Origin of the sequence: Bradyrhizobium dasycarpum (assembly GCF_042019905.1) — a bacterium.
In the GTDB taxonomy this organism is placed as follows: Bacteria; Pseudomonadota; Alphaproteobacteria; order Rhizobiales; family Xanthobacteraceae; genus Bradyrhizobium; species Bradyrhizobium japonicum_B.
On record NZ_CP169574.1, the window covers coordinates 4726678 to 4740019 of the forward strand.

10 protein-coding genes and 2 pseudogenes are annotated in these 13342 nt (G+C 65.7%); 10 read left to right on the forward strand and 2 right to left on the reverse strand.

All coding sequences use genetic code 11. The features are described 5' to 3' along the window. Positions 1-16: 16 nt before the first annotated feature. Complete coding sequence (locus ACETMP_RS22615; protein ID WP_375157935.1) at positions 17-931, reverse strand: DMT family transporter; 915 nt, start codon at positions 929-931, stop codon at positions 17-19. Between the two features lie 297 nt (positions 932-1228). On the opposite strand from ACETMP_RS22615, the gene ACETMP_RS22620 reads away from it, so the two are divergent. The 3 genes from ACETMP_RS22620 (at position 1229) to ACETMP_RS22630 (ending at position 4691) form a co-directional block, all read left to right on the forward strand. Continuing rightward, complete coding sequence (locus ACETMP_RS22620; RefSeq protein ID WP_375157936.1) at positions 1229-1711, forward strand: MaoC family dehydratase; 483 nt, start codon at positions 1229-1231, stop codon at positions 1709-1711. A gap of 84 nt (positions 1712-1795) precedes the next feature. After that, positions 1796-2836, forward strand: a complete 1041-nt coding sequence (gene obgE, locus ACETMP_RS22625; protein ID WP_375157937.1) for a GTPase ObgE — start codon at positions 1796-1798, stop codon at positions 2834-2836. Between the two features lie 220 nt (positions 2837-3056). After that, a complete protein-coding gene (locus ACETMP_RS22630) occupies positions 3057-4691 on the forward strand; it encodes an alkaline phosphatase family protein (protein ID WP_375157938.1) in 1635 nt (544 codons plus the stop codon). 145 nt (positions 4692-4836) lie between these two features. On the opposite strand, the gene ACETMP_RS22635 is transcribed toward ACETMP_RS22630, so the two are convergent. Continuing rightward, a complete protein-coding gene (locus ACETMP_RS22635; RefSeq protein ID WP_028133247.1) occupies positions 4837-5802 on the reverse strand; it encodes a Bug family tripartite tricarboxylate transporter substrate binding protein in 966 nt (321 codons plus the stop codon). A 191-nt stretch (positions 5803-5993) separates the two neighbouring features. Here ACETMP_RS22635 and proB point away from each other — a divergent pair, with 191 nt between their 5' ends. The 7 genes and pseudogenes from proB to ACETMP_RS22670 all read left to right on the forward strand — a co-directional run bounded on the left by proB (position 5994) and on the right by ACETMP_RS22670 (position 13226). Further along, a complete protein-coding gene (gene proB / locus ACETMP_RS22640) occupies positions 5994-7115 on the forward strand; it encodes a glutamate 5-kinase (RefSeq protein ID WP_375161965.1) in 1122 nt (373 codons plus the stop codon). 286 nt (positions 7116-7401) lie between these two features. Next, positions 7402-8646 (forward strand): glutamate-5-semialdehyde dehydrogenase, encoded by a 1245-nt coding sequence (locus tag ACETMP_RS22645; RefSeq protein WP_375157939.1) that lies wholly within the window; start codon positions 7402-7404, stop codon positions 8644-8646. A 23-nt stretch (positions 8647-8669) separates the two neighbouring features. Then, complete coding sequence (locus ACETMP_RS22650) at positions 8670-9314, forward strand: nicotinate-nucleotide adenylyltransferase (protein ID WP_375157940.1); 645 nt, start codon at positions 8670-8672, stop codon at positions 9312-9314. A 237-nt stretch (positions 9315-9551) separates the two neighbouring features. After that, a pseudogene (gene rsfS / locus ACETMP_RS22655) lies at positions 9552-9909 on the forward strand (ribosome silencing factor). A 95-nt stretch (positions 9910-10004) separates the two neighbouring features. Further along, positions 10005-10487 (forward strand): 23S rRNA (pseudouridine(1915)-N(3))-methyltransferase RlmH, encoded by a 483-nt coding sequence (gene rlmH / locus ACETMP_RS22660; RefSeq protein WP_257178857.1) that lies wholly within the window; start codon positions 10005-10007, stop codon positions 10485-10487. Between the two features lie 33 nt (positions 10488-10520). Continuing rightward, a pseudogene (locus tag ACETMP_RS22665) lies at positions 10521-11868 on the forward strand (murein hydrolase activator EnvC family protein). Further along, entirely contained in the window at positions 11865-13226 is a 1362-nt protein-coding gene (locus ACETMP_RS22670; RefSeq protein ID WP_028133254.1) for a S41 family peptidase, read from the forward strand. Before ACETMP_RS22665 ends, ACETMP_RS22670 begins: the two are co-directional and overlap by 4 nt. Positions 13227-13342 lie beyond the last annotated feature (116 nt).

Here is a 13342-nt window from a genome sequence, read left to right on the forward strand (position 1 = left end):
CGTGACGACGTTGTGGCTACGCCGGCGGATTCACCTCGACGCTCTCCCGCCCGAGATCCCGCTCCCGCAGATAGATGTAGAACCCGGCGCCGATGATGATCGCGGCGCCGACGAGGGTTGCGACCGACGGCACGTCGCCGAACACGACGAAGCCGAAGATCACCGCCCAGACGATCATCGAATATTGGTAGGGCACCACGACGCTGGCCGGCGCCAGCTTGAGCGAGCGGTTGACGCAGAACAGCGCGGTGACCGAAACCAGCCCGGCGGCCGCGAAGATGACGAGGCTGCCAGGGGTCGGCGGCACCCAGTTGAAGGCCGACAGCACCGCGCCCAGCGAGAACGTGCCGACGAATTGCGTGGACGCCATCACGATGTCGGGCGTCTTGCGCAGGCTGCGCGTGATCAGCATCAGGGTTGCGAAGGACAGGCTGCCGCCGAGTGCGATCAGCGCCGGCAGGCTGACGGTCTGGGCCGACGGCCGCAGCGCGATCAGGACACCGCAGAAGCCGATCAGGATCGCGGTCCAGCGCCGCCAGCCGACCTTCTCGCCCAGGAAGATCGCCGACATCGCGGTGACGAAGATCGGGCCGGCGAGATAATAGGTGATGACGTCGGCAAGCGGCAGATAGACGGTCGCAAGAAAGAAGGCGGCGACCTCCAGCGTCGACAGCACGACGCGGAACAGCTGCAGGCCCGGCCGCTCCAGATGCAGGAACAGGTCGCGCTGCTTCCAGATCAGCGGCGACAGCAAAAGCAGCGCCGCGCAGGCGCGCAGGAACAACAGCTGCCCCACCGAATAAGTCCCGACCAGGAACTTGCCCATGGCATCGCCGAACGAGAACATGAAGATCGACAGCACCATGAGCGCAATGCCGGCCAGCCGCGCGGAGCGGTCGTCATAGGCGGAGGGAGTCTTGAAGAGGGGCATTGCCGTCGTGAGTGTGTGGGAGCCGTCATTGCGAGGAGCCCGCGACAAAATTGCGAAGCAATTTTGCGCTGGTGCGACGAAGCAATCCAGTCTGCTTCCGCAGAAACAGGCTGGATTGCTTCGCTTCGCTCGCAATGACGAGCGGAGAGAGCGCGGAAATCCGACGATTAGAGTCGCCTGCGGTCGTTTTAATGACGTGGCCGCGCCGGACAAGCCCGCATCCGCCGAATTGAACGGATTGTCGCACTCCTCGCATCGCGGTAGCGATAAACGCTCAGCGACCGAGAGAGCTCCGACATGACCGATTTCGATCCGACCCAGCATCGCATGATCCCCACGCAACGCTGGTTTGAGGATTTCGTCGTCGGCGAGCGCTTCGTGCTGCCGGGCCGCACCCAGACCTCGGCGATCTTCGCGGCGTTCCAGACCGCGAGCGGCGACACCCATCCCGTGCATTACGACGTGGAATATTGCCGCAGCCGCGGCATGCCGCATCTGCTCGCCCACGGCTTCCAGACCCTGATCCACACCGCGCCCGGCGCCGGCCTGTTTCCGTTCATGGTCGAGGAATCCCTGGTCGGCTTCCTCGAGCAGTCGAGCCGGTTTCTCAAGCCGGTGTTCGCGGACGACACGATCTATCCGGCGCTCGAGGTCACCGAGCTCTTGCCGGGCCGCACCACCGGCGCGGTGACGCTGCGCAGCACCGTGTTCAACCAGCGCAAGGAGCTGGTGCTGGACGGGATGCAGAAATTCCTGATCCGGAAGCGGCCGGCCGGTTAAGCACGCCCCAAATTCGCGGAATTTCAGCCGATTTGCGGGTCTATCCGGGTTGCCGCAAGGCACCGGCTGGCCTACCTATGGCCGATGAAATTCCTTGACGAAGCAAAGGTCTATATCCGCTCCGGCGACGGCGGGAACGGCTGCGTGGCGTTCCGCCGCGAGAAGTTCATCGAATTCGGCGGCCCCTCCGGCGGCAATGGCGGCCGCGGCGGCAACGTCATCATCGAGGTCGCCGACGGCCTCAACACGCTGATCGACTACCGTTACCAGCAGCACTTCAAGGCCCAGAAGGGCGAGAACGGCTCGGGCTCGGACCGTCACGGCGCCAACGGCAAGAACATCGTGCTGAAGGTGCCGGTCGGCACCCAGATCTTCGACGAGGACCGCGAGACGCTGATCCACGATTTCACGAAGGTCGGCGAGAAGTTCGTGCTGGCCGAGGGTGGCAATGGCGGCTTCGGCAACGCGCATTTCAAGTCGTCGACCAACCGCGCGCCGCGCAACGCCAATCCCGGCCAGCCCGGCGAGGAACGCTGGGTCTGGCTGCGTCTGAAGCTGATTGCCGATGCCGGTCTCGTCGGCCTGCCCAATGCCGGCAAGTCGACCTTCCTGTCCAAGGTCAGCGCGGCAAAGCCGAAGATCGCCGACTATCCCTTCACCACGCTGCATCCGCAGCTCGGCGTCGTGAACGCCGACGGCCGCGAGTTCGTGCTGGCCGACATTCCCGGCCTGATCGAGGGCGCCCATGAAGGCGCCGGTCTCGGCGACCGCTTCCTCGGCCATGTCGAGCGCTGCCGCGTGCTGCTGCACCTGGTCGACGCCACCTGCGAGCATGCCGGCAAGGCCTACAAGACGGTGCGCAAGGAGCTCGACGCCTATGGCGGCCAGCTCACCGACAAGATCGAGATCGTCGCGCTGAACAAGATCGACGCGGTCGAGCCGGACGAATTGAAGAAGCAGAAGGAGCGGCTGAAGCGCGCCGCCAAGAAGACCCCGCTGCTGCTGTCCGGCGTAACCGGCCAGGGCGTCAAGGAAGCCTTGCGCGCGCTGGCCGAGGTGATCGGCGAAGCCCCGGTGTCGGCGAAGGCGAAGAGCGCGGCGGAAGCGGAGCCCTGGTCGGCGTAGTGGATCTCGCTGAGAAACCCTCATGGTGAGGAGCGCGGAACGCGCGTCTCGAACCATGAAGGCCCGGCTCTCAGCTGCGGCCATCCTTCGAGACGCCCGCTGCGCGGGCTCCTCAGGATGAGGTTCGGCGCTTGTGATACAGCCGAATTTGAGCACTGGCTTGTCTTCACGCCGTCAATAGCGCAGCATCGAACAATCAAGAAGCGACAAGGGACGACGCATGGCGCGCGCGAAGAACGTTCTCTGGATCATGTGCGACCAGCTTCGCTATGACTATCTCGGCTGCACCGGCCATCCCACGCTGAAGACGCCCAATATCGACGCCATGGCCAGGCGCGGCGTGCTGTTCAGCAAGGCCTATGTGCAATCGCCGATCTGCGGGCCCTCGCGGATGTCGTTCTACACCGGCCGCTACATGCGCTCGCACGGCTCGCACTGGAACGGCTGGCCGCTGCGCGTTGGCGAGCCCACGCTCGGCGATCACCTCAAGAAGATCGGCGTGCGCAACGTGCTGGTCGGCAAGACCCACATGGCGCCCGATCTCGAGGGCATGAAGGCGCTCGGCATCCCGCCGGAATCGGTCATCGGCGTGCATGTCGCCGAATGCGGCTTCGAGCCCTACGAGCGCGACGATGGCCTGCATCCGACGGGGCGGCCGCGCCCGAAGTACGATGAGTATCTCCGCCAGCAGGGCTTTGAAGCCACCAATCCCTGGGAGCACTGGGCCAATTCCGGCGCGGCGGACGACGGCAGCTTGCAGAACGGCTGGCTGCTGGTGCACGCCGACAAGGCCGCGCGCGTGCCGGAGGAGCATTCCGAGACGCCCTACATGACGCGGCGCGCGATGGACTTCATCAGCGAGGCCGAGACCGAGGGCAAGCCGTGGTGCCTGCATCTGTCCTACATCAAGCCGCACTGGCCCTATATCGCGCCCGAGCCCTATGCCAGCATGTATTCGACATCAGACATGATCCCGGTGATCCGCTCGGAGCGCGAGCGGCAGAATCCGCATCCGGTGTTCGGCGCCTATCTGGACATGCGCTACTCCCGCAACATGGCGCGCGACGATGCCCGCGAGAAGGTGATCCCGACCTATATGGGCCTGATCACGCAGATCGACGACCAGATGGGCGTGCTGATGAAGTTCTTGGGCGAGCGCGATCTGCTGGACACCACCATGATCGTGTTCACCTCCGATCATGGCGATTATCTCGGCGATCACTGGATGGGCGAGAAGGATCTGTTCCACGAGCAATCCGCGAAGATTCCGCTGATCATCATCGACCCCTCGAAGGAGGCCGATTCCACGCGCGGCACGCGCAGCGACGCGCTGGTCGAGGCCATCGACCTCGCCCCCACCTTCGTCGATTATTTCGGCGGCAAGGTGCCGGGCCACATCCTCGAGGGACGCTCACTGCTGCCGCTGCTGCGCGGGCCGACGCCCCCGGACTGGCGCAAGGTGGCGTTCTCCGAATACGACTACGCCATGCAGGACGTCAGGCTGAAGCTGAACCAGCCGATCGAGCGCTGCCGCCTGTTCATGGTGTTCGACGGCCGCTGGAAATACATCCACGCCTCCGGCTTCCGCCCGATGCTGTACGACCTCGAGACCGATCCGGAAGAATATCTGGATCGCGGCGACGATCCCGATTGCGCCGGCATCGTCGCGCGATTGCAGGCCGAGCTGTTCGACTGGGCGCTGCATCCGAACGGCCACATCACCACGCCCCGCGAGAAGATCGCGGCCTATGCGGATAATCAGCTCCAGGTAAAGAACGGGGTCTTGATCGGCATCTGGGACGAGAAAGAGCTCGCGGCCATCAAGGACGGCATCGCCCAGCGCGCGAAGATGTGAACTGCTCCGCGCGTTCGAAACGTCGATACGATCGAACATCCATCCACGCCGTCATTGCGAGCGCCGCGCAGCAATCCAGTTCTTTCCCGGAGAGATTCTGGATTGCTTCGTCGCAAGGGCTCCTCGCAATGACGTTAGGAGAGACTCAATTCTCGATCTTGTACCCCGTCGCCTTCACGATCGGCTGCCACAACGCGGTGTTGGCGGCGAGTTCCTTGGTCAATCCGTCCGGGGCCGAGCCGACCGGAATCAACCCGATCGCCGTCAGCTTCTCCTTCACCTCCGGCTTGGCCAGCGCCGCACTCGCGGCCGCGGCGAGCTTGCCGGCGAAGTCCGGCGGACTGCCGGCGGGAAGCCACATGCCGTACCAGGCGTCGGCAACGAGATCGATGCCGCTCTCCTTCAGCGTCGGCACTTCAGGCGCGAACGGCGAACGTTCGGCGCTCGACACCGCGATGATCTTGACGCCCTTGGCGCGGTGCTGCGGCAGCGCATCCGCCAGCGTCGTGATGCCGAACGCGATGTGACCGCCGACGAGGTCGTTGAGGATCGGCGCGCTGCCGCGATAGGGCACGCGGGTGAGGGGAATGCCGAGGTCCTTCTCGAGCTTGGAGCCTGTGAAGTGCGGAATGGTGCCGTTGCTCGGCACGCCGAACGAGGTCTTGTCCGGATGCGCCTTCAGCCACGCCACGAAGCTCCTGAAATCGGCCGCCTCGACCGCCGGATTGATCACCAGCGCGAATTCGAACCGCGCCAATAGCGACACCGGCATGAAATCCTTGGCGGTGTCGAAGCTCGGTGTTTTCTCCACCATCGGCAGCAGGTACATGGTCGGTCCCGTCGTCACCAGCACCATGCTGCCGTCGGGGCTAGCCCCCTTCACCGCCTTGATGCCGATCAGGCCGTCGCCGCCGGTGCGGTTCTCGACCACCATGGTCCGTTGCAGCACCGGTGCCATCTCCTGCGCGAGCAAGCGGCACAGCGTGTCGCCGCCGGCCCCTGCCGCAAACGGGAAGATGATCTTGGTCAGCCCGGCCTGCGCGTGCGTCTCACCCGCCTGCGCCAGCAGCGGCAGAGCGATACATCCGGCCATGAATTCGCGGCGATCCATGCGTTTCCCCTTTGACCCCATTTTGATTGGTATCAATTAGGACCGGAGCAGCGTCCCGGACAAGGCCGATCTTGGCCGTTTACCATGCCGGCCGCCTTGCGCCGGACATCGTCCTGCTGCAAAAGCGGGCCTATCGGCGCCGCTCTTTCGCTCCGCCGTTTCCAACGCAGTGCAGATCGTCCAAGCGAATGATGGCCAGCCCCGAACTCAGTCAATTCCGCCGCATCGTCGTCAAGGTCGGCACGGCGTTGCTGGTCGATTCCGACAAGGGCGAGGTGCGGGCGTCCTGGCTGGCCGCGCTTGCCGACGACATGGCCAAGCTGCACGAGGAAGGGCGCGACGTCCTCGTGGTCTCCTCCGGCTCGATCGCGCTGGGCCGCAGCCGGCTGAAATTGCCGCGCGGCCCGCTGAAGCTGGAAGAGAGCCAGGCCGCGGCCGCAGTCGGCCAGATCGCGCTGGCGCGGATCTGGTCCGAGGTGCTCGGCGCCCACGGCATCGGCGCCGGCCAGATCCTGGTGACGCTGCAGGACACCGAGGAGCGCCGCCGCTATCTCAACGCGCGCTCCACCATCGGCAAGCTGCTGGAATGGCGCGCCATCCCCGTGATCAACGAGAACGACACGGTGGCGACCAACGAGATCCGCTACGGCGACAACGACCGCCTCGCCGCGCGCGTCGCCACCATGGCGAGTGCCGACCTGCTCGTGCTGCTGTCCGACATCGACGGGCTCTACGACGCCCCGCCGAAGAACAACCCGAACGCCAAGCTGATTCCGGTGGTCGAGAGCATCTCCTCGGAGATCGAAGCGGTGGCGGGCGATGCCGAATCCGAGCTGTCGCGCGGCGGCATGCGCACAAAGGTCGAGGCGGCCAAGATCGCCACGACAGGCGGCACGCATATGCTGATCGCGTCCGGCAAGATCGAGCATCCGCTGCAGGCGATCGCCGATGGCGGCCGCTGCACCTGGTTCCTGACGCCCGCCAACCCCATCACCTCGCGCAAACGCTGGATCGCGGGCACGCTGGAGCCGAAGGGCACGCTGACGATCGATGCCGGTGCGGTCACGGCGCTACGCGCCGGCGCCAGCCTGCTGCCGGCCGGCGTGATCAAGGTCGAGGGCCAGTTCGCCCGCGGCGACGCCGTGATCGTGCGCGGCCCCGACAGCAGCGAGGTCGGCCGCGGCCTGATCGCCTACGACGCCGACGAGGCCGAGCGGATCAGGGGCCGTTCCTCCCCGGACGTGATGGCCATCCTCGGCATCAGCGGCCGCGCCGAGATGATCCACCGCGACGATCTGGTGGTGGGCGGCTAGAGCCCGAGCCGTCATTCCGGGATGGCGCGAAGGACCAGACCTCAGGTGCGCAATTGCGCACCGGGGATCTCGAGATTCCGGGTTCGATGCTTCGCATCGCCCCGGAATGACGGCGGACTACCCTAGCCGGCCCGTCTCGGAAGTACCAGCCATACCCTGCCCGCCCTTCGCAAACCCGGGATTTCCGTGCTAGGACACTGCCTTAGCAGAAGGTTGAAACTCCAATGGCCGCCCCCTCAAAGCCGTCGACGGCAATGCCGATCGTGCCAGCGATCTCCAGGCGCTGATGTCCGATCTCGCCACCCGTGCCCGCGCTGCCGCGCGTGTGCTGGCGCTGGCGCCGCCGGAGCAGAAGAACCGGGCGCTGGAGGCCATGGAGCGGGCGATCCGCAGCCATGCGGCCGCCATTCTCGCCGCCAATGCCGAGGACGTCGCCGAGGCCCGCGCCTCCGGCAATGCCACCTCCGCCTTCATCGACCGCCTGACGCTGACGCCGGTGCGGATCGAGGGCATGGCCGAGGGTATCGCCATTGTGCGCGGCATCGCCGACCCGGTCGGCACCGTCACCGAAAGCTGGCAGCGGCCGAACGGCATGACCATCGAGCGCGTGCGCGTGCCGCTCGGCGTCGTCGGCGTGATCTTCGAGAGCCGGCCGAACGTTGCGGCGGATGCCGGCGTGCTGTGCCTGAAGTCGGGCAACGCCGTGATCCTGCGTGGCGGCTCCGACAGTTTCCGCTCCTGCCGCGCCATCCATGAATGCCTGGTGCAGGGCCTGCGCGAAGCCGGCCTGCCTGAAGCTGCGATCACGCTGGTGCCGACGCGCGACCGCACCGCGGTCGGCATGATGCTGTCAGGATTGAACGGCGCCATCGACGTGATCGTGCCGCGCGGGGGCAAGAGCCTCGTCGCCCGCGTCGAGCAGGAGGCGCGCGTGCCCGTGTTCGCGCATCTCGAAGGCGTCAACCACGTCTATGTCGATGCCAGCGCCGACCTCGCCATGGCGAAGTCGATCGTGCTCAACGCGAAAATGCGCCGCACCGGCGTCTGCGGCGCGGCCGAGACGCTGCTGGTCGACCGCGCCGCTGCTGCGAAGAACCTGAAGCCGCTGGTCGAGATGCTGATCGAGGCCGGCTGCGAAGTACGCGGCGACGATGCCGTGCAAAAGGCCGATGCACGCGTCAAGCCTGCGAACGAAGACGATTGGGACACCGAATATCTCGATGCGATCATCGCCGCGAAAGTCGTGGATGGCGTGGACGGCGCGATCGCGCATATCCAGGCCCACGGCTCGCATCACACCGATGCGATCGTGAGCGCGGATGAAGCGGCTGCGAAGAAATTCCTGAGCGAGGTCGATTCCGCGATCGTGCTGCACAACGCCTCGACGCAGTTCGCCGATGGCGGCGAGTTCGGCTTCGGTGCCGAGATCGGCATCGCCACCGGTCGCTTCCACGCCCGCGGCCCTGTCGGCGCCGAGCAATTGACGAGCTTCAAATACCGCGTTCACGGCACCGGGCAGACGCGGCCGTAGGTAACGTTGCAAGGCGCGGGGCATTGAGCAACCATTTCGTCGTGCCACGCTTCTTCGCGCAGGCCGTACCGCCGTACACCGAAGGCATGCGCATCGGCCTGCTCGGCGGCTCGTTCAATCCGCCGCATCAGGCGCATCGGGCCATCAGCCAGTTCGCGCTGAAGCGATTGCAACTCGATCGCGTCTGGTGGCTGGTGACCCCCGGCAATCCGCTGAAGGAGAACGGCCCGCTGCATGAGCTCGGCGCGCGCATGCAGGCCGCGCGCGACGTCGCCGACGATCCCAGGATCGAGGTCAGCTGTCTCGAATCCGTCATTCACACCCGCTATACTATCGATACGATCAACACCTTGCGCCGCCGCCTCTCCGGCTTGCGCTTTGTCTGGATCATGGGCGCCGACAACCTCGCTCAATTCCATCGTTGGCAGCACTGGCGGCGCATCGCCGACCAGGTGCCGATTGCGGTGGTCGATCGCCCGCCGCAGAGTTTTCGCGCCCTCGCCTCGCCCGCTGCCAAGGCGTTGGCGCGCTACCGCCTGCCCGAGAAGAACGCCCCGCTCCTTGCGGATCAACCGGCACCGGCCTGGGTCTTCCTGACCGGAATGAAGCTGAACCTGTCCTCGACGGGCCTGCGGAACCCGGACGGGAGCTGGAAAGGTACGAAGTGAGTCAGACCTTGGGGGGCGTGGGGGCTTCGGGCCTCTCTGGCATATTGAAACCCTTAACCCCACATGATGTAGTGTAACCGGTGGACGCCGGATTCGGCGTTCGCGATACAGTGAAAGGAATGGTCCCTGACCGCATCTGTATTGTCCAAGTCTACTTCCACGAAGTCAGCTTCGACGAAGCCTGTTTTACCCAAGGTTGCCAAGCCGGCGCGTAAAACATCGACCAAAGCTGCGGCCTTGGAGGCGCAACCCGACGCCGACAAGACGCTGAGCCTGATCCTCTCCCGCCTCGAGGACATGAAGGCGGAAGAGACGGTCACCATCGACCTTCGCGGCAAATCGGCGTACTCCGACTACATGATCGTCACCACCGGCCGGGCCAACCGGCACGTCGGCGCGATCGCGGAAAACGTCACCAAGAGCCTGAAGGAAAACGGCATCAAGAACATCCATGTCGAGGGCTTGCCCAATTGCGACTGGGTGCTGATCGATTCCGGCGACGTGATCGTGCACGTGTTCAGACCCGAGGTCCGCGAGTTCTACAATCTCGAGGCGATTGTACACGCAGGGCCCAGGGGCGGCGAAGGCGATCTAGGCTCATCGGGCCGATTTCGAATCGGCTAACGCGCATGCTGGCGTCGTGCGCGCGCATCATGCGCGCGGTGTTGAAAACGCGACCCTGAAAAGATCATGCGTGTTGCCGTCATTGCGGTGGGCCGGCTGAAGCAGGGGCCCGAACGGGAGCTTGCCGACCGTTATTTCGAGCGGTTCAGCGAAGCCGGCGGCAAGCTCGGATTCCGCGGGCTCAGCGTCTACGAAGTCGCCGAAAGCCGCGCGCGGGACACAGCGACGCGGATGGCCGAGGAGGCCGCGGCGATCTCGGCGCATGTCCCGGAAAAATCCATCCTGGTGGCGCTGGACGAGCGCGGGCAGAATCTCGATTCCACCGTATTCGCACGGCATCTGGCGCGCTGGCGGGACGAAGGCGCCGGACATACTATCTTCATGATCGGAGGGGCGGACGGACTTTCGCCCGAATTGCGCCGTAAGGCCAAGCTCGCGATCGCGTTCGGCTCTGCGACCTGGCCGCACCAAATGGTCCGCGTCATGCTTCTGGAACAGCTTTACCGGGCCGCCACCATTCTGGCCGGCCATCCCTATCACCGCGCGTGATGCGCGCCACAACGAGCATCTTTGCCTGAAGCAATGCGAGCGCCTGTCCTCAACCTGCTGCTGATCGCGAGCGTCCTGCAAACAGGCGTTCTGGGCGCAAGCCTCGCGCAGGCTCAGACGGCGCCGCCGCAGACCGCCGCGGTCTCGCCCGATGCCATCAAGCAGCGCGAGCAGGAGCTGGAAGCCGCCCGCGCCAGGCAGAAGAGCGCGGAAGAGGCACAGGCCAAGCTCAAGGCCGAGATCACCTCGCTGGGGAAGGACCGCACCCAGCTCAATCAGCAGCTGATCGACACCGCGGCCAATGTGCGCATGGTCGAGACCAAGATCGACGACACCGAAGCGCGGCTGCGAAGCCCTGAACGGCCGCGAGCAGGAGATGCGCGCGTCGCTGGATTCGCGCCGCGGCGACATCGTCGAGGTGCTGGCGGCGTTGCAGCGGGCGGGGCGGCGGACGCCGCCGGCGCTGCTGGTGCGGCCCGAAGACGCGCTGCAATCCTTGCGCACCGCGATGCTGCTCGGCGCGGTGGTGCCGGAATTGCGCGGCCGCGCCGAAAAGATCGCAAGCGAGCTCGGCGAGCTCGTGGCCCTGCGCAAGACCATCGCCTCCGAGCGCGACCAGCTCGCCGCCGACCGCGACCGGGTCCGCAGCGACCAGACCCGGCTCACCGCCCTGGTCGAGGAGCGGCAGCGCCAGCAGGCGGCGCGCGAAAAGGATCTCGACGCCGAGAACGCGCGCGCGATCATGCTTTCGAAGCAGGTCGGCGATCTCCAGGGCCTGATCACCAAGATGGAGCAGGACCTGCAAAGCGCCGCCAAGGCCGCCGAGAAGGCAGCCGAGGCCGCAAGGCAGGCCGAGGCCAAGGAAGCCAAGCTGGCGGCCGCCAGCGCCAAGTCGGGCCCGGGCGCATTCAAGGACCGGTCCCGGACCGCCCCCGCCATCGCGTTCGCCTCGGCCAAGGGTCTGCTGCCGCTTCCGGTTAACGGTAACAAGATCAGGGATTTCGGCGGTTCCGACGGGGTCGGCGGGGTTCAGAAGGGCATTTCGCTGGCAACCAAGCCCGGCTCCCAGGTCACAACGCCGTGTGACGGCTGGGTGGTCTATTCCGGCCCGTTCCGCAGCTATGGACAACTCTTGATCCTCAATGCCGGGGGCGGGTATCATGTCCTGATCGCCGGGATGGAGCGTATTTCGGTCAACATCGGACAGTTCGTGCTCACGGGAGAGCCGGTCGCGACCATGGGGTCGACATCTCAAGTCGCCTCCATTCTCGCGACGAACGCGAGTCAACCTGTGCTGTATGTCGAGTTCCGTAAGGACGGCACTCCAATCGATCCAGGCCCATGGTGGGCCGCAAATGAAGGCGAGAAGGTTCGCGGATGATGCGCAAGACTTCAGTAATCCTCCTCAGCGCCGCCACCGGTGCAGCGCTGACGCTGTTCGTGACCCAGCCGCGCGCGGTCTTCATGGGCTCCAGCGCACGAGCCGCCACCGCGGACACCTATCGCCAGCTCAATCTGTTCGGCGACGTGTTCGAGCGCGTGCGCTCCGACTATGTCGAGAAGCCCGACGACACCAAGCTGATCGAATCGGCCATCAGCGGCATGCTCACCGGCCTCGATCCGCATTCCAGCTACATGGACGCCAAGAGCTTCCGCGACATGCAGGTGCAGACGCGCGGTGAGTTCGGCGGCCTCGGCATCGAGGTCACGATGGAAGACGGCCTCATCAAGGTGGTCTCGCCGATCGACGACACGCCGGCCTCGCGCGCCGGCGTCATGGCCAACGACATCATCACCAATCTCGACGACGAGGCGGTGCAGGGCCTGACCCTGAACCAGGCGGTCGAGAAGATGCGCGGCCCGGTCAACACCAAGATCAAGCTCAAGATCATCCGCAAGGGCCAGGACAATCCGATCGACGTCACCCTGGTGCGCGACAACATCCGTGTCCGCTCGGTGCGCGCGCGCGTGGAGCAGGACGACATCGGCTATATCCGCATCACCACCTTCAACGAGCAGACCACCGAAGGCCTGAAGCGCGAGGTCGGCAACCTCACGAACCAGATCGGCGGCGACAAGCTCAAGGGCTTCATCATCGACCTGCGCAACAATCCGGGCGGCCTGCTCGAGGAAGCGGTCACCGTCTCCGACTCCTTCCTGGAGAAGGGCGAGATCGTCTCGACCCGCGGCCGCAATGCCGAGGAGACCCAGCGCCGCACCGCGCATTCCGGCGACCTCACCAAGGGCAAGCCGGTCATCGTGCTGGTCAATGGCGGCTCGGCTTCGGCGTCGGAGATCGTCGCCGGCGCGCTGCAGGACCACAAGCGCGCGACCATCGTCGGCACGCGCTCGTTCGGCAAGGGCTCGGTGCAGACCATCATCCCGCTCGGAAGCGGCAACGGCGCGCTGCGCCTGACCACGGCGCGCTATTACACGCCGTCGGGCAAGTCGATCCAGGCCAAGGGCATCGTGCCCGATATCGAGGTGCTGCAGGACGTGCCGGACGAGCTGAAGGCGCGCACCGACACCAAGGGCGAGGCTTCGCTGCGCGGCCATCTCAAGAACGACGGCGACGAGAAGACCGGCTCGCAATCCTACGTCCCGCCGGACGCCAAGGACGACAAGGCGCTCAAGCTCGCCGGCGACCTGCTCCACGGCATCAAGAACAGCGCCTCGGCCGCGCCTGCGCCCGGCGGCGATAGCAAGGCCACGACCGACAAGCCGAAGGCGGCGAACTAGGTCGACGAACTAGCTCGCGTATCGCGATCCCTGAAGGGCGGCTCCAGGAGCCGCCCTTTTTGCTTGGGAACTCCCGGCATCCCCGGCCTCTCCCGGCCTGCCGCCGCTTGACCTCG

Bases quoted from the DNA above. Each gene is read 5' to 3' on its own strand.
- proB (WP_375161965.1), top strand. From the start codon at position 5,994: ATGGCCAGCCCCGAACTCAGTCAATTCCGCCGCATCGTCGTCAAGGTC.
- obgE (WP_375157937.1), top strand. From the start codon at position 1,796: ATGAAATTCCTTGACGAAGCAAAGGTCTATATCCGCTCCGGCGACGGC.
- ACETMP_RS22635 (WP_028133247.1), bottom strand. From the start codon at position 5,802: ATGGATCGCCGCGAATTCATGGCCGGATGTATCGCTCTGCCGCTGCTG.
- ACETMP_RS22645 (WP_375157939.1), top strand. From the start codon at position 7,402: ATGTCCGATCTCGCCACCCGTGCCCGCGCTGCCGCGCGTGTGCTGGCG.
- ACETMP_RS22620 (WP_375157936.1), top strand. From the start codon at position 1,229: ATGACCGATTTCGATCCGACCCAGCATCGCATGATCCCCACGCAACGC.
- rlmH (WP_257178857.1), top strand. From the start codon at position 10,005: ATGCGTGTTGCCGTCATTGCGGTGGGCCGGCTGAAGCAGGGGCCCGAA.
- ACETMP_RS22670 (WP_028133254.1), top strand. From the start codon at position 11,865: ATGATGCGCAAGACTTCAGTAATCCTCCTCAGCGCCGCCACCGGTGCA.
- ACETMP_RS22630 (WP_375157938.1), top strand. From the start codon at position 3,057: ATGGCGCGCGCGAAGAACGTTCTCTGGATCATGTGCGACCAGCTTCGC.
- ACETMP_RS22615 (WP_375157935.1), bottom strand. From the start codon at position 931: ATGCCCCTCTTCAAGACTCCCTCCGCCTATGACGACCGCTCCGCGCGG.